Origin of the sequence: Fischerella muscicola PCC 7414, from assembly GCF_000317205.1 — a bacterium.
GTDB classification, from domain to species: domain Bacteria; phylum Cyanobacteriota; class Cyanobacteriia; order Cyanobacteriales; family Nostocaceae; genus Fischerella; species Fischerella muscicola.
Genome location: NZ_AJLK01000124.1, coordinates 78522 through 104019, shown reverse-complemented (window position 1 = coordinate 104019; position 25498 = coordinate 78522). Strand labels below are relative to the sequence as shown.

The window sequence follows — 25498 nt, the reverse complement described above, 5'->3', positions numbered from 1 at the left end:
TATTCACTGTTCACTGATAACTGTTCACTGGTAACTGTTCACTGAATTTTGGTTAACTCGTTGAACCAATTTTCCACTAGTAAACGCAAGCGCGAACCTGGAATATCCTGTGTAGTGTCAAACGACGGTAGTAAAAGCAAAGCACGACGATAATCAGCGATCGCACAATTCCAGTCACCCCAGAGATGGTAAGTTCTACCACGTTCTGCTAAAATACGACCTTCTAACTGACCAAACAGCAGCGCTACCTCAAAATTATCAATAGCCTCTTCATATTGTCCCAAGTCGCGTAAAGTAATGCCTCTGTTCAACCATGCTCGGACATAACTAGGGTTCAAATCCAGTGCCTGATCATAGTCCGCGATCGCTGCTACTAATTCCCCACGAGCAGCATAGTAATTAGCTCTATTATTATAAGCACTAGCCAACTTAGGATTGAGTTGCAAAGCTGTATTGTAATCGCAAAAAGCTTTTTGGCTTTCGCCACATTGAAAATAAATTAGTCCCCGGTTGTTGTAATCAATTGCATTTTGGGGATGACGGTTGATCAGCTGACTCAACAGTGCGATCGCCTCAGTATAGTCTCCTCGTTGGGCTGACTTCAAAGCACAAGAGCGTAAGTAGCTGTCACCGAAAGCATATTCGCCGCTACCGTTATTTTCTCGCTGCTGAAGAGTTTTGGTAGTTTTTAACACGTTATTGTATCTGTGATTTTGCTGTTCCCCAGATGCTAAAAATGAGTGGCTGTTCATATCTTCCTGCCTGAGCTGCTTGCTCTGTGAATCAACTTACAATATTTTGTAGTGTTTGTGGTTTTGCCCCTGTGTCACTTACAAAGGTGTCTATGAGTACATAGATAAGCACCCTATATGAATATTACCCATCACTACACGATGAGTAACGTCATATTTAAATTAATCCTTGAGTTTAATAGTAGATACGTCATCCCCAAGTTCAATTCCAGAAACAGGAAATATCAATCTAGTAGACTAGTCAAGTAGTAGGAGCAACAACTTGGTAAAATGCCAACAAACCATTCAGACTTTTTTAGTTGAACTTATAGTTTTGAAAATAAATTCCTATGACAACAGCAGTTTCTTGCCCCAATGCACCTGATCTCACAACCGAAGATTACATAGTCATCGGTTTAGCTACCTGCTTCATCAAAGAAGACGGAGAAGTTCATCAAGTCGAAGTTATAGAACCTATTCCCTCAGCCGCTTTAGAAGCCCTTGTCAAACGAATTCCTACTTCCTACAAATTTGCTTGCGCCACAACTTTGGGAACTGTTGTGGATGGTCATACACTGCAAAAGCCATCAAATTTTCCAGAGACAGCCCAGTTTAGTGATGAATTTGTGCAACGCGCTTTTGCCGCTGCACGCACCTACAAGCGCAAGGAAAACGCAAAATCCTTAATCCCCATTGGCACTACCTATACAGATTTTCAATATTCCACCGAACGCAAACGCGTACTGAACGCTACTCGAGTTGTCACAAAAGAAGACAACGTCAAGCAGCATTCCCACACTCATAAGGTTCTTTAGTGGAGGTGGGGAACTCACCGGCCCCTGGTGGGGATTAGGGGCAGTGGGGAGGTGGGGAGATGGGGTGATGGGGAGTGTGAAGGGTGTGTAGACGCGCTTTGCGCGGCTTAAGGTAGGATGGGGTGTGAGGAGTAGTGAACAACTACTAACCACTAACCACTAACAACCAACAACCAAAAACTAACAACCAACAATTATCTATGCTTAAACTTTACGGTGGCGCTCGTAGTCGTGCCTCAATTGTGCAATGGTATCTCGAAGAATTGGGAATTCCCTACGAGTTTGTCATGCTAGACATGCAAGCTGGAGAACATCGTCAACCAGCATACTTAGCAATTAACCCAATGGGGAAAGTGCCAGCAATTGTTGATGGTGATTTGCAACTGTGGGAATCAGGGGCAATCTTACTTTATCTGGATGAAAAGTATGGTAAAGTCCAGCACTCACCAGAAGAAAGGGCAAAAATGGCTCAGTGGGTATTGTTTGCTAATTCCACCTTGGCTACAGGCATATTTGTAGAAGCCAATCGTGAGCGAGAAATGCCTCGTCTGATGACTCCCCTCAACGAAATTCTCCAACGTCAACTATTCTTGGTAGGTGGTAAATTTTCTGTTGCTGATGTTGCAGTAGGGTCAATTCTATCTTTTATTCCCCTAATGTTAAAGATAGACTTGAGTTCTCACCCAGCTGTATTTACCTATATGAAACGCCTGTCTGAACGCCCTGCTTTTCAAGCAACTATCGGTTCTCGTAAATAAAGATTTGGTTGGTTGTTGGTTGTTTATCTATCAACTAACAACTAACAACTAACAACTAACCAATTTAACGATAATTTGTGAATTGCAAAGCGACAGGAAAGTCCTCTTGTTTTAAACGTTGAATAACTGCTTGTAATTCATCTTTACTCTTAGCACTGACACGCACAGCATCACCTTGAATTGAGGCTTGGATTTTTTTAAATTCGTCGCGAATTAACTTAGAAATTTGCTTGGCAATTTCTTGACTAATGCCTTTTTTCAATTTGATTTCTTGGCGAACACGGTTTCCACTAGCTGACTCAACTTTACCAAAATCAAAGATTTTTTGAGAAAGGTTACGCTTGGCGGCTTTTTCTCGCAAGATATTGTGTACAGATTCTAAGGTGAACTCGCTATCAGTGTTAACAATTATGCTTTGTTCACCCAACTCTATTGTAGTTTGAGTATCTTTGAGGTCGTAACGGCTTTTAATGTCTCGCGAAGTTTGATCGACAGCGTTAACCAATTCTTGTCTGTCAAAATCACTCACAATATCAAAGGAATACGTAGAAGCCATAAGAAAAAATTAGTAGTAGATGGTCAGTAGTTTGTGTTGGTAGTTGATAGTTGCTAGTTCGTTGTTAATGATTCTTCCAAACAACAAACAACAATCAACAAACAACAAAAAATAATTAACTTGTAGCTTTGATTATACTTAGCACAAACAGAATAGCAGTACTCAGGGAACCGATGGCAAACATGAGAGAGCGCAAAATGGCAATATTTAAAATATAAAAAGCTGAGTACAAAAATCGTGCTACAACAAAGACAATAGCTGCTCCTACTGCTGTGGGAGAATTGACATTTGTAATATATGCCATTAATGCTGCGGCAACAAATATCATAAATGTTTCAAAAGAGTTCTGATGGGCCCAAGTTGCCCTTTGAGCATAGGGTGGCAGTTTATCAAACATAGCACGGGGAGCATACAGATCATAGCCTACACGCGCCCGGGCATAACTCACCAATAGAAACGGTAGATAAATCAGTACAGCCGCAGCAGCGATCGCATACAGAAAAATTGCAGAAACTGGAGACGGCAATAATTGCATCAACATAAATAAAATTTATAATAATTATTTGAAAAAATTAAATTCCCAATCTTAAATCCAAAATTCAGATTAGCTGCTTATATTGCTAACAGCTGCACAAACCCAAGGACACCTGCAAGACAGTTGTTCTGACTCGCAATGTGTCCATAATGTTTAAGCTTAGCCATTACTCAAGAGTCACTAGTCTTACAGTTGACAAAACTCACTCCTAATAGTTTTGGAGGGAATGTACCGCTGGCATAACGACTAATAACTAATCGAAGTAAAATAGCGTCACCAATTTTCTATTTTCTTCTGCTTCTTGACAAGTTTGCAATAGAGTACCACTGTCATGAAACGCAAAGCAAATTAATTGCTGGCAACGGGAGACAATCTCCTTATTGCACAGGTAACTAGCCTCTGCGAGGGACAAATGATCGTTACTAGGATTTTCCACCAAATGCATAACTTGTTCTAGTTGCAGGCGGGATTCATAGGGCTGGCGTTCCAAGCTTTGGGGCAGAATCACAGTTAACAATTTGGGATCGGCCCGCATTGCTCCCTTGATCGCAGCTGAATTTGTACCCGTTGCACCAGAGGTGATGATCTGGTTGCCTGATAAAACCAGGGCGTAAGTCATCATCTCAATAAGATTTTGATGCGTAATCGGGACATGACGGGAACCCAATAAGGCGATTCGTTTAGAACCAGTTTGCTGGATGGTCGCCAGTTCTTGGGCTAATGTATCGATATTGATAAGGTCTATTGACTGACTCAAAGACGGACGGAATCAGATTAAACAACCTAGATATTCTATCAGACTGAGAGCAAACGCAAAGCTGCTTTAAGTTATATATAGCTGTATTAGTATTATTGCAACATTAGTCTGACTTGAAATATGGGGATCGGGGATTGGGAAGAGATTTTCATGCGATGGGATTCCTATTTGATTTTTGCGAAGCTAGTGGTCTATCGCAAAAGTTATGAGAAGTTGTGAGGAGTCAGATCCCCGACTTCTTGAAGAAGTCGGGGATCTTGAAGTCGGGGATCTTGTAGCCCAGCAAAATTAATGCGATCAACCACTAGGTACACTTCCTGTTAAGAGTTCCCCAATCCCCGATCCCTATTTTCAAGCTAGACACTCATGTGATAAATCACACAATGAGAATATGAAAATTTAACTCCTCCTACACCCCTACAGCCTTATACCCCCATACCCATTTTCAAGACAGTTCCTTGGGGAAATACCCATAAACTACTGAGGATAGTGCTGTGCCAAAAATTTTTCTGCTTGAGTGCGATCGCGAATCTCTCCATCCAATGTCGCAGCTAGTAGATCATCTAGCATTTGCCGATATTGTGGCCCGGGTTTGTAACCGAGTTTCTTCAAATCATTACCATTTAAGATAGGCTGAATATTTGCCCAAACTGTCAAGTAATGCCACAGGATTTTTCTAATAGCCCGAGAACTGTGTAAAGCCACTAAAATCAGCATCGGCAAATCGTAGGATCTTAATAATTTCACCACCTGGCTCTTGAGTTGGCAAGTGGGTAAAGCATCTGTGATCTCAGCTTGTGCTTGAGCTAATTTCTCCAAGCGTTCAATACTATCTTCCTGTAATTGCAGATTCTTTGCGACCTTTGCCCGATATTCTGGAACCAGGTGAGCGATAATCGCTTCTAGGCGCATTTGCCAATGAGTCAGCAGAGTTTGTTCAGCATCAAATTTGCGTAAACAACGTTCTAGCAACCGTAATTGCCGTAATAACTCTTCATCTAGTGTTTTCAAACTTGGATGAATACACTGTAACGCCCCCAAATCTCCGAGTAACTCTAAAGCAGCTTGCCAATAGGTTGCTTCTAGAATGTGTTTAATTTCTGCTTTCAGACGGGTTTGCAGTGCAGGGGTTTTATTATTTTCTTTGGTAGTGCGATCGTAAACACCACTGTTGATGGCATAACGGATATATTCTTCTGTTTGCGGTTCAATTTTAAATCCAAAACGCACGGCAAAGCGCACACCCCGATAAATCCGGGTGGGATCTTCTATAAAGCTGTTGGCGTGTAAAACCCGAATTTGCTTTGCTTGTAAATCCAGCAAACCACCAAAAAAATCCAGGAGTTTCCCAGCCCGAGGAGGCGTAAGTCTTAGTGCTAAGGCATTGATGGTAAAGTCACGCCGATACAAATCTTGGCGAATAGAACTAGCTTCGACTTCGGGGTTTGCGGCTGGGTAAGGATAAAACTCTGTTCTGGCAGTGGCAATATCTACCCATAAAGAGTCTAATTCTGGATCTTTGTGCCAAAGTAAAGCAGCAGTTTGAAAAGCACCGTGAATCTCTAACCGTGCTGCTGGGTAAAGTTGCTGGAGTGCCTTGGCTAACTCTACACCCGCACCGACATCTGCGGCTTTGTGAAACCCATCGACTACTAAGTCGATATCTTGAATTAACAAGCTACCAGATGCTTCTTTAGCTAGGAGTAAGTCGCGTACTGCTCCCCCTACTAAATATAAATGCCAACCCCGTTGCTTGGCTTGGGCAGATGCTTTGGTGAGTAATTCCCAGAGTTTGGGATTAAGGCGATCGCGCAATTCTCCCAATGTCGGAATCTCAACATCATCTTCCCCCTCTGTTCCCCTTTCCCTTCCTCTGCCCCTCTCATTATCATTTTGCTGATGCAACTCCCGCAATACATCAGTGCGGGTGACTATACCTACTAATTGCCCGTTTTCTAATACAGGCAACCTTCCAATATCATAAGTCACCATAAATGACTCAATTTCTGGCAGGGTAGTATCAGGGCTAATTGTTTTCAAGTTGATCGTCATGTAACCTTTGACGGGTGCATGACTAAAGCCGTGGTGCAAAGCAATATCTATATCCCGACGCGAGATAATACCTAGTAATTTGCCTTGGGCATCGACTACAGATAAACCAGAGTGTCCGTAGCGTAATAAAATCCGCTGTGCTTCCTCGATTGTGGTATCTGGACGAATCGTACGAACTGGCGATGACATTAAATCCCGTGCTGTCGGTGGATAGGGAATTTGCGCTTTTAACCCTTCCAATAGTTGATTGAGTATTTCTTGGCAATTTACACCCCGCAGATTCAGTGATGTTGCTTGCGAATGTCCACCACCACCAAATGGTTGAAAGATTTGGTTGAGGTTCACACCACCAATTCGCGATCGCCCAATTACTGTTAAGCGTGAGTCTTCCTCGCCGACAGAATATTTGTTTGCCAATAATAAAGCATCTATTTCTGTCAACTCCATCAATTCTGAGGCTAGGCTCGATAAACCTGGTACATAACTATCAGTTACTAGTGTTACCCAAGCTAGGGTAGAACCTCTTATGCAGAAATATTGCAAATTGTCAAGAGCTTCTGCTAATAACTGCTGTAATTGTGGAGACAAGCCAGGTTCTACATACTCAGCAACAACTGATAAATTTGCTCCTTGCTGCATCAACCAAGCTAAGGCGAGAGCATCTCGTGGTGTAGTGTGGTCATAGGTCAGCGAACCTGTATCAACGTGGATACCCAGCGCCATAGCCGTTGCTTCTGCTGTCGATAGGGGAATTTGCTGTTTTTGCAATTCTTCCACTATCACAGTTGTGGTAGCGCCTACAGGAGCAATGTGTAATTTTGTTGCGGGGATATCACTATGTTGCTCAAGGTGATGATCATAAACTATGATTTCTTCAAGATGCGGTAAATCTAACCATTCTGCCGCTTTACCCAAGCGATCGCGATATTGAGTATCTACTACAGTCAAAGAACGAATTTTTTTGGGATTGACAGAACGCCGTTCAATCAACTGATATTCATCTCGGTATAATGCCAAAAAATCCCGCACTGGTGGATGAGCGCCGGCAGTTAACACAATCTTGCTACCTGCAAGCAAACGCGTCAGCCCTACCGCCGCCCCCAAGGCATCAAAATCAGCTGTTGTATGGCAAAGAATTAAATCCATAGTTTAGTCATTAGTCATTAGTGATTGATCATTGGTCATTGGTCATTGGTCATGGGAGCATATTTAAACCTAGAGGCTAAAGCAAATGAACACAGAGTGTTAATCTAAGCAACTTCGTTTTATATTTTGAAAAAATTGGAATGCTCTCCCAATCATTGGACAAATGACAAATGGCAAAGGACAAATGACTAAAATGTTGCAATTTCTGCTAGCTTAACAATAAGGAAGAACGTTGGTTTAACCCTGTAGATATTCTATCTTTAAGAATCTTCGTTGTCTTGGGAGAAGGGAAAATGAGTATTATATTCCAAATTGCTTTGTTAGCTCTGGTACTTGTGTCTTTTGCGATGGTGATTGGCGTTCCTGTTGCCTATGCCACTCCCCAAAACTGGAATGAGTCGAAAAAATTGCTGTGGCTTGGTTCTGGTGCTTGGATCGGTTTAGTACTTTTAGTTGCACTCTTGAGCTTTTTCGTAGTTTAAGCAACTGCCGCCACACACAACTAGTTAATAGCATAGAAACAACAGGGGCAACAGGAGTTACAAAAGGATACAGGGGAAAAGGAGGACACGGGAGACAAGGAAGACGCGGGGGATAATGGAGACAAGGAGAACATCTCCACTCCCCCATCTCCCCATCTCCCCATCTCCCCATCTCCCTATACCCCCATCCTCTTTGCTCCTGTTGTCTTTATGGAAGAAATGTATATAGTGGCAAGAGTATAGTTGATTTAGAGGCGGTCATGGCAGTTTTCGAGGGAACTTTTACGCAGACAGAACCTTTGCGGTTTGCATTGGTAATTGGACGATTCAACGATCTAGTTACCACCAAGCTACTAGAAGGGTGTCAAGATTGCTTGAAACGCCACGGCGTCGATGTTGATCCTCATGGTTCTCAAGTAGATTATGTTTGGGTTCCAGGGAGTTTTGAAGTTCCAGTAGTAGCGCGCCAACTTGCTCTTTCAGGACGCTACGACGCCATCATTTGTATGGGTGCTGTCATCCGGGGACAAACACCTCATTTTGATTATGTTTCCTCTGAGGTGGCAAAAGGTATTGCTGCTGCTTCCTTTCAAACTGGTGTACCAGTGATTTTTGGCATCTTGACAACTGATACCATGCAACAAGCTTTAGAACGGGCTGGTATCAAAAGTAATCATGGCTGGGACTATGCTATGTCAGCGCTGGAAATGGGTAGCCTCATGCGTCAGTTGCGTTCTAACCTAGCTCAGCCATACGCTGGTAATTCTCAATCCTTACCTGCTTCACTCAAAAGTGCCAACATAGGCGAACTTTCGGCATCTGGGGAAGAAGTAGGTTAACAGTTATCAGTTTTATCTGAATCGCTGTCATACCCCACCAGGAAATTACCCTGAATTCCTACTTTTCACCTCACCTCAAACCTCTGCGCGAGTTCACTGGAGGATGTCATAAGACGGGTGAGGTTTTTTATCGCCCTTCAGGCAAGATAGGAGGCTCATACCCTAACAGGATTTTGGATTTGAGATTTTGCGAAAAGTTTGTAGACACGTAGACGCGCTCATAGGCTTCAAGGCAGAGTAGCGTCCCGGAGGGAACTTCAAAGCTTTTGAAGACGGATTATGAAGCACTTATCCAATAAATGTTTCAGGTTTCCATCTGTTGCAATCATTTTTCAAATTGGTATAATACCGCGTCGTCTACACGGTGTCTACAATTGGTTCGGGTTTAAATCCCCCCATACTCTTCTTCTGCCCTCTGCCCTCTGCCTCCAGCATCGCTGTCCCATTTTTAACTTACCTAAGTACTACTTAAGTGCAAACACTGAAATATTTGCTAAAATAAGGTAATCAATGTAGGATATATATCTATTTGAGTAGCAAGATCGCGGTAAATAGAGTAAAACTCGATTTAATGATAGAAATAAAAATCTATGCCGCATAGCAATTTGACAGCAAATATACGCACAGATACCAATGGTACATTGGCTGTAGGCAAGCATATACTCCAAATCGGTTCCAGTCAAGGTGCGATCGCAGAATTAGCAACCATACCACAACAACCGAATTTGCTAGAACGCTCTACACCAGTGTTGATTCGTCAGCCCCCTAGCGAGAAACTTCTAGAGCGTGAAAAACCGATCAATGAAGCGATCGCAGCTTTAAAATCTGGACAATCGGTAGAATTTTATAGTGCCGTAGGTTTGGGCAAAAGCTTTTTATTGCGTTACTTCGCACAAGAACTCCAGGCTGATTCTGTGTTTAGTGATGGTGTCATCAGTTTATCTTCCCATCACCCTTATGTAAGTGATTTACTGCAAATAATTTGGGAAGCTTTCTATGGATATGAAAGTGATATCCCTTATAAACCTACAGATGAGCAAATACGCCAGCAAATTCAGAATAAACACGCACTAGTTATACTCGATGACGGTGATCAACTCATACTCGATGAAGTGCAAAAGCTGAGAAATGCTGCTAGCAACTGTACCTTTCTGGTTGCTTCTACAAAACAGCGTCTGCCAAAACCAGCATACTCCACTGCACTTGCTGGATTGTCTATTCAGGATGCCTTAGTTTTTTTAGAAACAAAAATGCAACGTTCCCTCAAAATTGAGGAACTACCTGCTGCTAGATCCCTGTGCATCATCCTCAAAGGAAACCCAATGCATCTGCAATTAGCGATCGCTTACATCTTAGCAGAAGAGCGATCGCTAGCGGAAATTGTCAGTCAACTACCTAATTCTCAAGCTAGTATTTATCTCATTCAACAAATCATCGAGTCGCTACCACATACCCACAGAAATATTTTGGAAATTTTGGCAGTGATGGGTGAAGTAGGGTTATTAGAGGAAGAGGTTGCAGCGATCACCCAACAACCAGATGCCTCTGAAATTTTAAAGAATTTGCAACAGCGTTATCTTATTCAACAGGAAGATTCTCGTTATCGCATCAACAAGACAATCAGAGAAATTTTACCGCCAGCATGGAAATTAGGAACACCATTAGAAAACGCGATCGCTTACTTTATTAACTGGACACAGTTGTATCTCCAGCAGCCACAAAATTTACTAGCAAAAATTGATGCGATCATACAGATTTTAGAAGTAGCAGTCAGAGCTAGCCGTTGGCAAGTTGTCTTACACTTAGCAAAAGCAGTGGAAAGCTTACTAGCTTTGAGTAAGCGCTGGGGTTTGTGGGAACATGTGCTACAACGTGGACTGCAAGCATCTCAAGCCGAACGAGACAAAGCCTCTGAAGCTTGGGCTTTGCACCAACTTGGTACTCGCGCCCTATGTTTAGAAGAAAATACCGTCGCGTTTAGATACTTTACCAGAGCCTTAGAATTACGAGAATCTTTGAGTGATGTCACAGGATTAGCCCTCACTCGCCAAAATTTCAATTTACTTCCCTCATCTTTATTAGTTACCCAGCCTCCAAATATACACAATGGTGGCAGTGAATCCCACACTCTCCCGAAAATTGAGAAAAACCCCAACTTTAGTAACCATGTTCAAAAATCAAAAGTTGAATCGCCAAAAAATGGTTATCAGCCTGTAGTTAATCACCAATTTGCTAGCACTATTCAGGCAAAAGAAGCCAACCCTTTGCCCCCTTCCTCAGTGTCACCCCTAACTCGGATGAACATAGTAGAGGGACATACTTTACCTCCACAGCCTTTGCGGCAAAACTTTTTACTTTCACAAGGAGTTATTACCACCGGAATTTTGGTTTCTGGTGGATTATTAGCTTGGTTTTACTGGGATCGTATTGCACCCCAACCCAATCAATCAGATACTAGCAAGCCTCAAGCGACAACCACACCATTAGCCCAGCCCGAAACCGAAGCAACATTCACACCATCGCCCATTGCTAAACCCACAACCTCAGAAATCCCCACACTGTCACCCATAAAACCCTTAAAGGAAAGTAAGCCCAGAATAGATCCAGCATTGACACCACCAACATTTCCTGAACCAACATTCGTCAAGCCAAAACAGCCACAAAGCAAACCTACATCTGCACCAGTACCAACATACTCACCCACACCCACTCCAGAACCAACACCGACAGTAGAAACCGAGCCAGGCTTTAATTTTACACCAGTACCTAGTCCGGCATTCGGCATACCATCTCCGACAACTTCGCCAACACCAACTTTTGAGCCACCATCACCGGAAACTACATCTGAACCTATTTTTACCCCGTCACCAACTCAAGAACCAACATCAAGTTCAATAACCATACCCTCTACTTTTACCCCGTCACCAACTCAAGAACCAACATCAAAATCAATCACCATACCTTCTACTACTCCAGAAGTGACAGTGACGCCAATTGAAGAACCATTTAATCAAAATTGATGGTTGTTGGTTGTTGGTGGTTAGTAGTTAGTGGGTAGAGACGCGAGGAACATCGCGTCTGTACATTAGTAGTTAGTAGTTAGTGGTTATTCCTCCACTCCTCACACTCCCCACACTCCTCATACTCCCCCCATCTCCCCATCTCCCCATCTCCCCATTGCCCCTTCGCCCCTAATCCCCACTCCCTTGGGGGAGTGGGGGCCCCGAGTTCCCCAGAGGGGACCCCCGCCTTCCCCATCTCCCCATCTCCCCATCTCCCCATCTCCCAGTCTAAAATCCAAAATCGCTAGTCAAAGTCCTAACTTCTCCAACACTGGGCGAGTAGAAACAATGTGCCTTTCTAAACCTAGTTCTTTCGGACTAATCCCGATCGCTAAGGCAACCAACTGTGGTAGATGCAAGACTGGCAAGCTTAGCTTGTGTCCAATCACCTTTTCTACCTCTGGTTGACGAGAATCAAGGTTGAGGTGACATAAAGGACAAGGTGTCACCATACAATCAGCGCCTGCTTCTATGGCTTCTTGAATATGCTTACCAGCCATTTTGAAGGACTCAGTAGTAGCATAACTAGCAAGAGGCCAACCGCAACATTGCGTACGACCTCTGTAATAAATAGGTGTAGCTCCCACTGCCCTAAATAGATTTTCCATCGTTTCTGGCTGAAAGGGGTCATCATAGGGCATGAATTTTTGGGCGCGCAAGAGATAGCAGCCGTAAAAAGCAGCACATTTGAGTCCAGACAATTTACGGCTAACTCGTTGTTGAATTTCCTCTAAGCCATAATCTTTTGCGAGGGCATAAAGCAGATGTTTAACTTCTGTGCTTCCCCGGTAAGGTGAACAGCCTTCTTTTTGGAGCAAACTGTTAACTTGCCCAACATAAGCGGGATTTGTTTTCTGACATTGTTTGAGGTGTTCATCAACATGGCCAATTACACCTTGACAAGTACTACAATGAGTCAGCAGGGGCAAGTTTAATTCTTCTGCTAAAGAAATATTCCGAGCATTAACAGTATCTTCTAAAAGTTGGGAATCTTCCTTAAAAGTACCGGAACCGCAGCAAGCAGCTTTTTTGAGTTCAATAAGTTCAATGCCCAATGCTTTGCTCAGGGCAACTGTGGATTGATGAAGTTCCCGACAAGCCCCTTGAGCAACACAACCTGGGTAGTAAGCGTATTTCAACGTATGGGATAGCATATAAATATTGTTGTTAGATAATCGACACAAATTGCGTACACTAGAGCAGATGAAAAAGGTAATTGGTAATTGGGGAAAAGGTAATTGGGAAAAAGGTAATAGGTGATGGGGAAAGAGGTAGTGGGAATTATATTCTATGATTTTCCTCCTGCCTCCTGCCTCCTGCCCTTTGCCTTCTGCACAGCTGCCTGTAACTGTTTTATCATCGCATTTCTTAGTGTCGGTTGTCAGACAATAGGTACTGGGGTGTATATTCTGAAAAAAAAATTTAGTAAGAATTGCAAAACAGAATCCTTTAAAGAGTGTATGCGATCGCGCTTTCAGATAAGATGTATATGCTCAAAACCATGTAACCCATAAAGAGCGGATTATAGCAACTGGTTGAGGAATTTAATCTATGAGCCAAGCGGACATTTTTGATAGAGTTAAAAAAATCGTTGTGGAGCAACTGGGTGTTGAACCCGAAAAGGTTACACCACAGGCCAATTTTGCCAATGATCTAAACGCTGATTCCCTGGATACAGTTGAGTTGGTAATGGCTTTAGAAGAAGAATTTGATATCGAAATTCCTGATGAAGCCGCTGAAAAAATTACCACAGTTCAAGAAGCATTGGATTACATTACCAACAAAGTTGCCGCATCCGCATAAGAGAGGTTAGGGCATAGGGTATAGGACACAGGGCGTAGGGCATGGGGCATAGGGCATGGTGCATAGTAAAAATTAAATGAAGCCCAATTCCCAATTCCCAAATCTCAATTCCCAATGCCCAATTTCCTATTCCCAATGCCCTGTGCCCAATTCCTGTTTTGTCCTGCCGGAGAGCCACCTGTAACTTAGTCATGACAGATTTGATACGTAAACGCGTTGTAGTAACTGGTGTTGGCGCGATTACACCGATTGGTAATACACCAGCCGAGTATTGGGAAGGATTGGTAAGCGGACGTAATGGCATTAGCGAAATTACCTTGTTTGATGCTTCGCGTCATGCTTGCCGTATTGCTGGCGAGGTAAAAAACTACGATCCGCACGATTACATGGATCGTAAAGAAGCCAAGCGCATGGATAGGTTTTCTCAATTTGCCGTTTCAGCGGCAAAACAGGCTCTAGCGGATGCGCGGTTAACTATTAATGACCTTAATGCCGAACAAGTAGGTGTGATCATCGGTTCTGGCATTGGTGGTCTAAAGGTAATGGAAGAGCAGCAAACGGTTTATCTTGACCGTGGACCAGACCGCTGTAGCCCGTTTATGATTCCCATGATGATTGCCAACATGGCTGCGGGGTTAACAGCAATTCACACTGGTGCAAAAGGGCCTAATTCCTGCTCCGTAACAGCTTGTGCTGCCGGTTCTAACTCCATCGGAGACGCTTTTCGCCTGATTCAAGGCGGATATGCCCAGGCAATGATTTGTGGGGGAGCAGAAGCAGCTATTACACCCCTATCTTTTGCTGGCTTTGCTGCATGTAAAGCACTGTCGTTTCGTAATGATGATCCTGCTCATGCCAGCCGTCCCTTTGATAAAGACCGTGATGGATTTGTCATGGGCGAAGGAGCAGGTATTTTAATTTTGGAAGAAATGCAACACGCCATCAGTCGTGGTGCGAGGATTTATGCCGAAATCGTGGGTTATGGTATGACCTGTGACGCTTACCATATCACATCCCCCGTACCTGGTGGTGAAGGAGCCGCCAGGGCTATACAGTTGGCACTCAAAGATGCAGGAATCACTCCCGAAATGGTGAGCTACATCAATGCCCACGGTACTAGCACCCCAGCTAACGATTCGACTGAAACCGCAGCCATGAAAAGAGCCTTGGGTGATCATGCCTACAAAGTAGCAATTAGTTCTACTAAATCCATGACAGGTCACTTATTGGGCGGTTCTGGTGGTATTGAAGCAGTAGCAACAGTACTCGCGATCGCTAACGACCGACTCCCACCGACAATTAACCTAGAAAACCCTGATCCAGAATGTGATTTAGACTACGTACCCAACGTTAGTCGTGTTGCACGTGTTGAGGTAGCACTGTCCAATTCTTTTGGTTTTGGCGGTCATAATGTGACCCTTGCTTTTAAAAAACATGTCTAGGGATAAAAAGGGGATAAGGGATCGGGAATAGGGAAACTCACCGGCCCCTGGTGGGGATTAGGGGCAACGAGGATCGGGCAGGGGGAATTGGGATAAATTCTCCGTTGTCTGCCTTGTCCCCCATGTCCCTGTTCCCCGATCCCCTTTGTTGATCCCCACAAATAAATAAGGTATTGTCTCTGACACCCTGCTCAGATCATTCCGTCCCTTTAACAACTGAATATTTAGGCCAATCCTTTCTAGAATAATCCCAAAATCCTCAATCAAAAATCCTCAATTTTACGGCTTGTTTGTCAACAAGCACCAATGGGATGATGATACTATCGTGGGGTAATTTGATCCCCAGCAGGCGAAAGAAGCTGAAATCAGTGAACAGTAAACAAGTTATCAGTGAACAGGCGTATGGTGGGAGTCACAGTCCGCGCCATCCAAAGCTTTCGACCAGTTAGTCGGGAACTTAAACCCAAGTGAAGATGGGTTCTTAACTGATAACTGACAACTGATAACTGTTAAAAGAGTGCTAACCCGTCGTTAACAACAATCTTATTATGGCTGTTGCAACCCAAACCCTTGAAGAACTTTGTATTAACTCGATCCGCTTTTTGGCAATTGATGCTGTAGAAAAAGCCAAGTCTGGTCACCCAGGACTGCCAATGGGTGCTGCACCAATGGCATTTGTGCTGTGGGATCGGTTTATGCGGTTTAACCCAAAAAATCCCAAGTGGTTCAACCGCGATCGCTTTGTCCTGTCTGCCGGTCACGGCTGTATGTTGCAGTATGCCCTACTCTACTTAACAGGTTACGACAGCGTCACGCTAGACGATATTAAACAATTCCGTCAATGGGGTTCTAAAACTCCTGGTCATCCAGAAAACTTTGAAACACCAGGTGTAGAAGTAACTACTGGACCCTTAGGACAGGGAATTGCCAATGCGGTCGGTTTAGCGATGGCAGAAGCCCATCTCGCCGCAAAGTTCAACAAACCCGACGCCAAAATCGTTGACCACTACACCTATGTGATTTTAGGTGATGGTTGCAACATGGAAGGTGTATCTGGTGAAGCCTGTTCCTTGGCAGGACACCTGGGCTTGGGTAAACTTATTGCCCTGTATGATGACAACCACATCTCTATTGATGGTTCTACTGATATTGCCTTCACCGAAGACGTGGGCAAGCGTTTTGAAGCATACGGCTGGCACGTGCAAGCTGTTAGCGATGGCGACACCAACTTAGAAGCGATTCACAAAGCGATCGAAGCTGCGAAAGCAGTCACCGACAAGCCATCTTTAATTAAAGTCCGTACCACTATTGGTTACGGTTCTCCCAACAAAGCAAACACCGCAGGTGTTCACGGTGCTGCCCTTGGTGGTGATGAAGTGGCTGCTACTCGTAATAACTTGGGTTGGGAACACGAACCATTTGTCATCCCAGAAGATGCCCTCAAGCACTTCCGTAAAGCCGTAGACCGTGGTGCTGAGTACGAAAGTCAATGGAACAAAACCTTTGCTGACTACAAAGCTAAGTATCCGCAAGAAGCGGCTGAATTTGAGCGGCAAATCAGTGGCAAACTGCCAGAAGGTTGGGAAAAAGCACTACCCACCTACGAACCAGGAAGTAAAGCGATCGCCACTCGCAAAACTTCCGAAATGACCCTCAATGCCTTAGCACCCGTCCTACCAGAATTGATCGGTGGTTCTGCCGACCTCACCCACTCCAACCTGACAGAACTCAAGGGGGCAGGTGACTTCCAAAAAGGACAGTACCAAAACCGTAACCTCCGTTTCGGTGTGCGTGAGCATGGTATGGGTTCGATTTGTAACGGTATTGCTTTGCATGGTTCCGGGTTAATTCCCTACTGTGCCACCTTCTTGGTTTTTGCCGACTACATGCGGGCTGCAATTCGCCTTTCGGCATTGTCTGAAGCGGGAGTCATCTACGTCATGACTCACGACTCCATCGGTTTAGGTGAAGACGGCCCCACCCACCAACCTGTAGAAACCTTGGCATCTTTGCGGGCTATTCCCAACCTGACAGTCATTCGTCCCGCCGACGGTAACGAAACCTCTGGTGCTTACAAAGTCGCCATTGAAAATGCCAATCAACACCGCCCCACTTTGCTGGCATTGTCGCGGCAAAACCTGCCCCAATTAGAAGGAAGCAGCATTGAAGGTGTTACCAAAGGCGCTTACATTCTTTCTGATAGCGAGGGTACTCCCGACATTATCCTCATCGGTACAGGTAGCGAAGTACCTCTGTGTGTCGATGCTGCTGCCAAACTCCGCGCTGAAGGTAAGAAAGTTCGTGTAGTTTCCATGCCTTCTTGGGAACTCTTCAATGCTCAAAGCGAATCCTACCGTGAGTCAGTATTACCCAAAGCAGTTAAAAAGCGTTTAGCTGTTGAAGCTGCTTCTAGCTTCGGCTGGTGTCGTTACCTGGGTGACGAAGGCGCCATGATTAGCGTAGATCGCTTTGGCGTTTCTGCACCTGGTGGTGTGATCATGGAAAAATTCGGCTACACCGTTGATAATGTAGTCACAAAGGCGAAAGAATTGTTGGGTTAATTAGCAACAGAATAATCTTTGATAAATTTTAGCGAGGGTGGGTGAAATCCACCCTTTTTTATTTTATGAACCGCATGGAGAGTACTTGAAGTAAGCTTTTCTGTACCGTTGAGTAAAAATATTTCTAGCGCTTCTCTTTATCGGTGTGTATCGGTGTTTCTCTGTGGTCGAGTTTTTCAACAAGATTGTGGCGAAGTCGCAGGGATGGTAATGATCGTAGACGCACTCATAGGCTTAAGGCAGGTACACCGATGTAGACGCGCAAGCGGTGAGGGGGTCGCAGTCTTGGACGCCACGTGACGCCACCTGCTACAACTGTTGGAACCCCCAAGGGCGCAGTGGCTCCTTTATGCCGGGAGAAGAGTCCACCGCAGTGGCTGGGCTTTGGGTCACGTAGACGCGCTCATAGGCTTAAGGTAAGGGTATGCGAACCCCCGTAGACGCGCCAAGCCCGGCTTCTCGTACGCCGTAAGGCGTGAGCGTAGGGTAGAGTACCCGAAGGGCTTCGTGTAGGGTACACACATGAGACGCCCCAAGGGTGGGTTCCCATAGGGTACACGGATAGATTTTCAAAACAGATTTTATTGTCAAGGGTTCTTTGTGAGCGCTAAAGCGGCTGAAATCAAGCGTTCAAACCTAATTGTTATGCAAAACGCCTTCATCAAGAAATTCAGTAAAACTCAGATAAATTCAGACAACTTCTGGAAATTAAGCTTTGCCTGCGTAAATATCTGAGAAGCGACTGATAAATCAACAGTCGAATAATTCCACCTATCACTCAAGACATTTAAGCCTCAAATTCTCAAAGATTCAACTATTCAACTATTACAATGACTAATATTAACGACGATAAAAGTAGTAGCTTAACAAGCTAACAGAATAAATAATATCTGACGATTAGTTACTAAGAAGTAGTAATTATATAGCGGTTTGTAGTTGGGAAAGGTGTAGGAAAAACGAACACAGATTAACACCGATGCACACCGATATAGTTGTAATTCATCTAAATGTAAGCGCTATACTTGTTTGAATATGTATCTATAAAATGTCCTAGATTTAATGCAATCTAGGATAAATTAGCATGTTTTTAATAACAACTTGTGTTAATACAAAAAACTTAAAAATTACCAGTTTTTTCAGAAATAATCAAAAATTAGTTTGTAGATAAATACGAAAACAAAGAGTAAAGATTGGCAAACAAAGAAAAGCTCTGAATAAGTAATAATTTCAACTAAGGTGACAGAAACATGAAATCTACTACACTGGCAAAAGAAATTTTAAATCTGCTCTTGCCTCACCGCCGTCTATTACCTAGCGAGGAAATGAGTCAAACAGATTCCTGTGGTCCCTGGCTAATTAGCCATATTCAAAAAACTATGTTTTTTATTGAACAGGAAAAGCCAATTCATTTCACCCTCAACCTTACCACTCAGAAAAAATAGGTATTCACATGATTAAAACATCTGATCAGTGGGGAACACCTTGGCATAACGCCACCGTTTTTGATGGCAAAGAATATCGACTTATGAAACGTAGCCAGATTGAAAGTATCGGTGGATTACTGGTTTACGAAAAGGGTCGTCCTAGTCATTACGTCCTATCTCGTCCTTTGCAAGTATCTGACATTTATTCATTAGAGGAGGCAGCCTGATGGTACTTTCTAATTTGTCTTTGTCACCCGTCTTGACGCAACTCAACAGCCAAATTCTCAATCCTTTTGGATTGGTGCTGAATACCAAAGAAGAATTCCGTGATCTTCACCTACTTTCAGTTGCAGAGTTACGCAATCTAGTTTGGGAGCATCGTTTCATCATTCTGCGCGGTTTTTCTCAACTTGAGCTAGAGGAATTATCTAATTATTGCCAGTCTTGGGGAGAACTATTGACTTGGGATTTCGGTACAGTCCTAGATGTCATTGTTCAAGAAAATCCCCAGAACTACACCTTTACCAACGGTAATATGCCATTTCATTGGGATGGAGCCTTTGCTAAAGTTGTGCCTAGCCTCATCTTTTTCCAGTGTGTGGTAGCACCAACTCCTGGAAGTGGTGGTGAAACGACATTCTGTGACACCACCAAAGTTTGGGAAAAAGCAACTCCACAACAGCGCCAGATTTGGCAGCAAACCAAGATTACCTATAAAACTCAAAAGCTAGCTCATTACGGTGGACAAATTAGCACTAACCTAGTCAGCCAGCATCCGGTCACAGGCGTTCCCATCCTGCGTTTTGCAGAACCCCTGAACGAAGAGAGTGTAAATCTCAATCCACTATTTTTAGAAATACCAGGATTATCACTCCCAGAACGTGACCAATTAATCGAGGATTTGCAAAAAAGACTTTACAATCCCGAAAACTTTTTCGCACACCAATGGCAGACGGGAGACATCTTGATTGCAGACAATCATGTCTTATTGCACGGTCGTAATCCTTTCTTTTCTCATTCCTCACGTCATCTCCAACGAGTTCACATTCTTTGAAGTTAGTGATTGGGTGATCACCAAAACACCCTACTCAAAATTCTGAATTTGGTGTAATTACCCAGTTCTTAATTCTTAACTAGTTATCTATTAAACAAAACATTTAGTTCATTACAGGAGTCGCTTCATGAATACTGCTGTCCAATCATTGGAATACGATGTAGTGATTATGGGAGCCGGATTTGCCGGTGTTTGCCAAGCACGTCATTTACTGCTGAATTTGCCTGGTATCCGGGTTGCGATCGTTGATCCTCGCTCTCTAGAACCTGATAAAAAAGAGCATAGATTGGGAGAATCAACGGTTGATATTGCCTCTGTCTTTCTCATTAAAGAGTTAGGTCTTCACGAATACCTGATTGAAAATCATACGCCTAAGGCTGGGTTAAACTTTCACTGGCCCAAGGAATTCAACAAGACAGAGTCCATTGATGACTATTTCAACGTCTGGGTCAACCAACAATTAAAGACTCCCGCTTTCCATCTCAACCGTTCCAAGTTTGACCGTGACATTCTCAAAATGAATCTGCAAATGGGAGCGCACTTCTACAACGGTCGCGTTGTGGATGTGGAACTTACACCCAAAGATAACTTGCATATTGTTCAGGTCAAGCTGGATGACAAATACCTAGAATTAAAAGCCAAACACCTTATTGATACCGCAGGTCGAAAATTTATCATTGGTCGGAAGACTGATAACCTGATGTTTGACCCTAAAGATTTGTATGGCATCAATTCTGGTAGTGCCTGGGTATGGGTTAAAAATGTAGACCGTACCCTTTTGGATAATGGTTGGCATCCTAACGAAGGCTTAGTTACTCGTTACTACTGTACTAATCACTGGATGGGTCACGGTCATTGGTTGTGGATGATTCCCTTAGATAAAGACTCAATGGAGTTGTCTGTTGGTGTCATTCATCATAAAGATGTCATACCCAGCGAATATCTCAACAGCAAAGAAAAGTTTTACGAGTTTCTCAAAGCTAATCACAACCTGCTTTACCAAATCCTCGCTAGTGGTGAACATATGGACTTCAACTACTGGTCTAGGATTGCTCACAAGAGTAAAATCATGTTTTCGCCTGATAACTGGTATGTTATGGGTGATGCTGCCAACAACTTTGATGCTCTTTACAGCATGGGGACAAGTATGTCAGCCTTGGCAATTGAGAGTGTTACAGAAATTATCCGCGCCAAGTTAGCTGGGGAAGCAGATGTAGAACAAAAGCGCGAAGCTTACAATCGGTTTAACGTTGCCTTTGCTGATTTCGCCAATCACCTAGTATGCAATCAATCGCAACACATGGGTAATGCCAGTATGTGGAAACTCATGTAGGTTGGATTCAAGATATTGCAGAAACAGAGAATGTGATCGTTGATTATCCAATTCTGGCAGATACCGATCGCATGGTTGCTAGTCTCTACGATATGATCCACCCAAATTCTGATGCTAATGTCACGGTTAGAACTGTTTTTGTCATCGATCCCAACAGAAAGTTGAGGCTTTCTTTGACATATCCTCTCAGTACAGGTCGTAATTTTCAAGAGATATTGCGCGCTATTGAAGCTATGCAAATGACCGAAAAACACAAGATAGTTGGTACTTGTTGGGACCCAACTCTGCCACGTGTGTTGCGTTCTGGTTGTGGTTGTTCTTGAATTAATAAACACAACTAAAGATTGGCTCATTCTTAATGAGCGATCGCAAGCAGAGATGGTGTTAACAGTAGCATAGAGGTCTCCAAAACTTCTGGTCTGGGTGCAAATCCTAGTCTCTGCGTCTCCAAGATGAACAAAATTCAAAATTTTTAGTGTATGAAGTCATGATTGTAGTTATCAAACCTGACACACCACCAGAGGAAATTGAACGCATTATCCAAGAACTTGATCACTGGGATGTCAAACCAGAAAAATTAGTAGGTAAACATAAAGTCGTAATTGGTTTAGTGGGTAATACAGCAATTTTGAATCCTGAACACATCCAACAAATAAGTCCTTTTATTCAGGAAGTTATACGCATAGATAAACCTTTTAAACGAGTTGCTAAAGAATTTCGACATGGAGAACCAACTGAGGTAGTTGTCAAAACTCTCAAAGGGCCTGTGAGGTTTGGTCAAAATCATCCTGTAGTTGTTGTTGCTGGGCCTTGTTCTGTGGAAAATGAAGCAATGATTGTGGAAACAGCATTGGCAGTCAAAGCAACAGGAGCAAAGTTTTTGCGCGGTGGTGCATACAAACCCCGTACGTCGCCTTACGCTTTTCAAGGTCATGGTGACAGTGCTTTGGAGTTGTTAGCTATTGCGCGTGAAGTCACCGGATTGGGAATTATCACAGAAGTTATGGATACTGCTGATATCGAAAAGATCGCAGAGGTAGCAGATGTCATCCAAATTGGTACTCGCAATATGCAAAATTTCTCTCTGCTGAAGAAAGTAGGAACTACGGGTAAGCCAATTCTGCTGAAGCGGGGATTATCAGCGACTATAGAAGAATGGCTGATGGCAGCTGAGTATATTCTGGCTACTGGTAATCCAAATGTAATTTTATGCGAACGCGGAATTCGCTCCTTTGACCAAAAGTATACCCGCAATGTCCTAGATATCTCTGCTATCCCAGTACTACGCTCTCTAACACACTTACCTATTATGGTTGATCCCAGTCACGCTACTGGAAAATCAGAATTTGTTAGACCTATGGTAATGGCAGCGATCGCATCGGGTGCAGATTCGGTGATGATTGAGGTTCATCCCGATCCGGCTAAAGCATTATCTGATGGGCCTCAATCTCTGACACTGGAAGAGTTTGAGTCAATTATGCAAGAAATAGCTCAATTTGCCCAATTCTTTGGTCGTTGGAATCAGTTACCGTTGACATTGACAACACCTGCTAGATTTCAATCTATAAATTTTTCTACAAGTTGTAATATCATGTCCGCTTGAACACTTAATGTTACCGCAGGTAATTGATAAGTGGTAAGGTATACATCGAAATTGACACTCCTCCGCCAAGCTTGACGCTGTGACGCGATCGCATGATGATGTTCCAAAATTATTCTCTGCTGCCTTGGTTAACAGCTTGGGACAATGTAGCGATCGCAGTAGATAAAGCAATGTCCCACAAATCCAAAGCCGAACGCCATCGCATAGTTGCAACCTACCTGGAAATGGTCGGTTTAAAGGATGCAGCGCGCAAGAAACCCAGACAACTTTCTGGTGGGATGAAACAACGAGTAGCGCTAGCACGGGCCTTAGCAATTAAACCAAAGCTGTTGCTGTTAGATGAACCATTTGGAGCCTTGGATGCACTGACTCGCAGTTCTCTACAAGTGGAGTTAATGCAAATTTGCGAGCAAAATCATATTACTGCAATTATGGTTACTCATGATGTCGATGAAGCTTTGTTACTCTCTGATCGGGTAGTGATGTTAAATACTGCTGCTAGTGCTTCGGTAGGGCAAATTTTCGTCAAGAATCTGCCATTCCAGCGAGTACATCACGAGGGATAGAAAAATTCTTCAATGGTTTAGAGTTCGATCCAGAGAATCCCCAAGCTTATCTCAATGCACCAACAATTCAACCAAGATTCTAAGATTACTTGATTTCATTTTCAGATTTCCACAGTGCTGCTGGTAATCGCCAGTAGAAACCCTTTTCTCTTTCCATCAGTTGATAACCAATCATTTCCCGCCGTAGTGTCGCGTAGTCAGAGTGATGCTGAGAAATAATTTCGTTGACTTGGCGTTCACTATAAGTCACTTTTTCTTCAAATTTTCTGACTAACCACCTCAGTACAACTAAGCGTTTTTTACGAGAGGCAGGGATTTTCTTTAATTGTGTACCATCAAGATAATTATTCAGTACTTTTTCTTCCCAATTTTCTAATTTATTGTTGTTCATAGTTCTACTTGTTGAAATAATGTTTAACTAATTCTTCTGAGGCTTTTTGCAATTGACTTAGCATATTTTGTTGAACCTCATTTTCGAGTAAACAAAAAATACTGCCATAATCTTCGTGAAATGTTTCTAATATATCATTCATTAATTGTGCTACTAATTCCTGAATTATATTTGTATCGTTTTGAGAAATCCTCCCTAATTTAGAAATAATGTTATTTAATCTTGTTGGTGTAACTAGTGCTAACATTTCTTGAGTTAATTCCTCTTCTATACTTAGCTCTCGCTTTTCTGGTAGCAGTTGTCGAAAGTGCCATTTTTTGGCTTGATGAAAGCGACAATCTTCTGCAAATTCAGGAATTTTTTTCTTAATTACTGGACGAATTTTACCTTTAGAAGTTTGTATATAAATAGTTTTTAAAGGTTTAATAACTATTCCTTCAGCTTTATTGGCAAAGGTTAACTTAGGCAAACCCAAAATATCTGGAATTTTAGATTCAAACTCAATGGGATATGCCATAGCATCTTCATATTTTCCAATAAATAATGGTTCAGCACCCATCATTCCTACTTGGTAAAATAAATCAAGTGCGTGGTCATAATTTAAGTAAGTTTTTTCTAAAGATGTTTGATTTTCTAAAATTGCTATATCAAAAGCACAATATTCAATTTGAGGTGAATAATAAACACCTGTTTGTATAGCTTGCAAACCAGCCACAGCCTTTACTTCTGGGTGAGGATACTCACCACCAAATAATTCTCCATAAATATATATTCTCTGCAACTGCATGGTAGACTGCAAGAGCCGGAAGATTTCTTTTGCTTGCTGTGCTAGTTTGGCTTGTAGAGATAAATAATTGAAAAAATCTTCTCCTGGCTGCAAAAATTCCTTTCTCTTGGCAAAGCGTACCTCTAAACCATTAGTAGATATACCAAAGTTTGCACCATGAATTTTTTCTGTTACTACCCAATCTGTTTTCTTAAACAACCGATAATCTGATTCTGTCAGTTGCCATTGATGAAGATTTTCTGGTATTTTTTCGTAGGTGATATATTTCCACTCTGTGGGATCACTACTTACTACATCCATGACAGTAAACAAACTTGTAACTATTATTGTATTATAATGTAATTCAAAAGGCAAAAAGACTTTGATTTGATAATTATGTTTAATATCAAATCAACAGGCGAAATGTTTAAAAAAGCGAACACCGACACATACTCTTAATTGACATGTGTGTTCCATGAGTGTACCCTGCACCAAAGCCCTTCGGGTACTCTACCCTACGCTCACGCCTTACGGCGTACGAGAGAGAAGCCGGGCTTCGCCCGTCTACGGGGGTTCGCATACCCTTACCTTAAGCCTATGAGCGCGTCTACGTGACGGGAAGCCCAGCCACTGCGCCCTTGGGGGTTCCAAGAGTTGTAGCACGTGGCGTCCAAGACTGCGACCCCCTCACCGCTTGCGCGTCTACATCCGTGTTCGTTTTTTCTCTACTGGAGTTAACCGCAAGCCACTATAATTTTGAAGAAATCGACCACCGATACACACTGATGCACACAGATAGATTGTGCGTTGGTGTCAATCGGT

At 43.0% G+C, this 25498-nt stretch carries 22 protein-coding genes and 2 pseudogenes; 15 read left to right on the top strand and 9 right to left on the bottom strand.

The annotated features are described in order from the left end of the window. Positions 1-38: 38 nt before the first annotated feature. Complete coding sequence (locus tag UYI_RS0119950; protein WP_016868445.1) at positions 39-752, bottom strand: tetratricopeptide repeat protein; 714 nt, start codon at positions 750-752, stop codon at positions 39-41. Positions 753-1081: 329 nt separating this feature from the next. Here UYI_RS0119950 and UYI_RS0119945 point away from each other — a divergent pair, with 329 nt between their 5' ends. Next, a complete protein-coding gene (locus UYI_RS0119945) occupies positions 1082-1546 on the top strand; it encodes a hypothetical protein (protein WP_016868444.1) in 465 nt (154 codons plus the stop codon). Positions 1547-1746: 200 nt separating this feature from the next. Then, entirely contained in the window at positions 1747-2304 is a 558-nt protein-coding gene (locus UYI_RS0119940) for a glutathione S-transferase family protein (RefSeq protein ID WP_016868443.1), read from the top strand. A 64-nt stretch (positions 2305-2368) separates the two neighbouring features. On the opposite strand, the gene UYI_RS0119935 is transcribed toward UYI_RS0119940, so the two are convergent. The 4 genes from UYI_RS0119935 to UYI_RS0119920 all read right to left on the bottom strand — a co-directional run bounded on the left by UYI_RS0119935 (position 2369) and on the right by UYI_RS0119920 (position 7350). Continuing rightward, on the bottom strand, positions 2369-2860 hold the full coding sequence (locus UYI_RS0119935; protein WP_016868442.1) for a YajQ family cyclic di-GMP-binding protein: 492 nt from the start codon (positions 2858-2860) through the stop codon (positions 2369-2371). Positions 2861-2975: 115 nt separating this feature from the next. Then, on the bottom strand, positions 2976-3401 hold the full coding sequence (locus UYI_RS0119930) for an MAPEG family protein (RefSeq protein ID WP_016868441.1): 426 nt from the start codon (positions 3399-3401) through the stop codon (positions 2976-2978). 247 nt (positions 3402-3648) lie between these two features. Next, positions 3649-4152, bottom strand: coding sequence for a hypothetical protein (locus UYI_RS0119925; RefSeq protein WP_009460015.1), 504 nt, complete (start codon positions 4150-4152; stop codon positions 3649-3651). A gap of 477 nt (positions 4153-4629) precedes the next feature. Then, entirely contained in the window at positions 4630-7350 is a 2721-nt protein-coding gene (locus tag UYI_RS0119920; protein WP_016868440.1) for a CBS domain-containing protein, read from the bottom strand. 293 nt (positions 7351-7643) lie between these two features. Here UYI_RS0119920 and psbZ point away from each other — a divergent pair, with 293 nt between their 5' ends. The 3 genes from psbZ to UYI_RS0119905 all read left to right on the top strand — a co-directional run bounded on the left by psbZ (position 7644) and on the right by UYI_RS0119905 (position 11691). Continuing rightward, positions 7644-7832 carry a photosystem II reaction center protein PsbZ gene (gene psbZ, locus UYI_RS0119915; protein ID WP_016868439.1) on the top strand — a complete coding sequence of 63 codons (189 nt, stop codon included), beginning with the start codon at positions 7644-7646 and terminating at the stop codon, positions 7830-7832. A gap of 260 nt (positions 7833-8092) precedes the next feature. Next, complete coding sequence (gene ribH / locus UYI_RS0119910) at positions 8093-8671, top strand: 6,7-dimethyl-8-ribityllumazine synthase (RefSeq protein WP_016868438.1); 579 nt, start codon at positions 8093-8095, stop codon at positions 8669-8671. Between the two features lie 590 nt (positions 8672-9261). Then, positions 9262-11691: a hypothetical protein gene (locus UYI_RS0119905; protein WP_016868437.1), complete on the top strand. Its 2430-nt coding sequence runs from the start codon at positions 9262-9264 to the stop codon at positions 11689-11691. Between the two features lie 119 nt (positions 11692-11810). On the opposite strand, the gene UYI_RS36980 is transcribed toward UYI_RS0119905, so the two are convergent. Further along, positions 11811-11972 carry a hypothetical protein gene (locus tag UYI_RS36980; protein WP_157226370.1) on the bottom strand — a complete coding sequence of 54 codons (162 nt, stop codon included), beginning with the start codon at positions 11970-11972 and terminating at the stop codon, positions 11811-11813. 9 nt (positions 11973-11981) lie between these two features. Continuing rightward, the gene (locus UYI_RS0119895; RefSeq protein ID WP_016868435.1) at positions 11982-12887 is read right to left on the bottom strand and encodes a CoB--CoM heterodisulfide reductase iron-sulfur subunit B family protein; all 906 of its coding nucleotides are present in this window, start codon (positions 12885-12887) and stop codon (positions 11982-11984) included. Positions 12888-13284: 397 nt separating this feature from the next. On the opposite strand from UYI_RS0119895, the gene acpP reads away from it, so the two are divergent. From acpP to UYI_RS32990, 10 genes and pseudogenes are all read left to right on the top strand, one after another. Continuing rightward, the gene (acpP, locus tag UYI_RS0119890; protein ID WP_016868434.1) at positions 13285-13536 is read left to right on the top strand and encodes an acyl carrier protein; all 252 of its coding nucleotides are present in this window, start codon (positions 13285-13287) and stop codon (positions 13534-13536) included. Positions 13537-13727: 191 nt separating this feature from the next. Continuing rightward, positions 13728-14978, top strand: coding sequence for a beta-ketoacyl-ACP synthase II (gene fabF / locus UYI_RS0119885; RefSeq protein WP_016868433.1), 1251 nt, complete (start codon positions 13728-13730; stop codon positions 14976-14978). 548 nt (positions 14979-15526) lie between these two features. Continuing rightward, on the top strand, positions 15527-17539 hold the full coding sequence (tkt, locus tag UYI_RS0119880; RefSeq protein WP_016868432.1) for a transketolase: 2013 nt from the start codon (positions 15527-15529) through the stop codon (positions 17537-17539). Between the two features lie 1247 nt (positions 17540-18786). Next, positions 18787-18981, top strand: a complete 195-nt coding sequence (locus UYI_RS0119875) for a hypothetical protein (protein WP_016868431.1) — start codon at positions 18787-18789, stop codon at positions 18979-18981. A gap of 8 nt (positions 18982-18989) precedes the next feature. After that, positions 18990-19190 carry a hypothetical protein gene (locus UYI_RS0119870; protein WP_016868430.1) on the top strand — a complete coding sequence of 67 codons (201 nt, stop codon included), beginning with the start codon at positions 18990-18992 and terminating at the stop codon, positions 19188-19190. Beyond that, the gene (locus tag UYI_RS0119865) at positions 19190-20017 is read left to right on the top strand and encodes a TauD/TfdA dioxygenase family protein (protein ID WP_016868429.1); all 828 of its coding nucleotides are present in this window, start codon (positions 19190-19192) and stop codon (positions 20015-20017) included. The genes UYI_RS0119870 and UYI_RS0119865 overlap by 1 nt, the downstream gene beginning before the upstream one ends. Positions 20018-20144: 127 nt before the next feature. Then, entirely contained in the window at positions 20145-21350 is a 1206-nt protein-coding gene (locus tag UYI_RS33000) for an NAD(P)/FAD-dependent oxidoreductase (protein WP_016868428.1), read from the top strand. After that, positions 21335-21610, top strand: a pseudogene (locus tag UYI_RS32995) (redoxin domain-containing protein); the annotation flags it as partial. The gene UYI_RS33000 and the pseudogene UYI_RS32995, both read left to right, overlap by 16 nt. Before the next feature lie 227 nt (positions 21611-21837). After that, positions 21838-22953, top strand: coding sequence for a 3-deoxy-7-phosphoheptulonate synthase (aroF, locus tag UYI_RS0119850; protein WP_016868426.1), 1116 nt, complete (start codon positions 21838-21840; stop codon positions 22951-22953). A gap of 83 nt (positions 22954-23036) precedes the next feature. Further along, positions 23037-23501: pseudogene (locus tag UYI_RS32990) on the top strand (ABC transporter ATP-binding protein); the annotation flags it as partial. Between the two features lie 103 nt (positions 23502-23604). On the opposite strand, the gene UYI_RS0119840 reads toward UYI_RS32990, so the two are convergent. Next, complete coding sequence (locus tag UYI_RS0119840; protein WP_016868424.1) at positions 23605-23910, bottom strand: DUF2087 domain-containing protein; 306 nt, start codon at positions 23908-23910, stop codon at positions 23605-23607. A gap of 4 nt (positions 23911-23914) precedes the next feature. Beyond that, a complete protein-coding gene (locus UYI_RS0119835; RefSeq protein ID WP_016868423.1) occupies positions 23915-24997 on the bottom strand; it encodes an RNA ligase family protein in 1083 nt (360 codons plus the stop codon). Between the last annotated feature and the right edge of the window lie 501 nt (positions 24998-25498).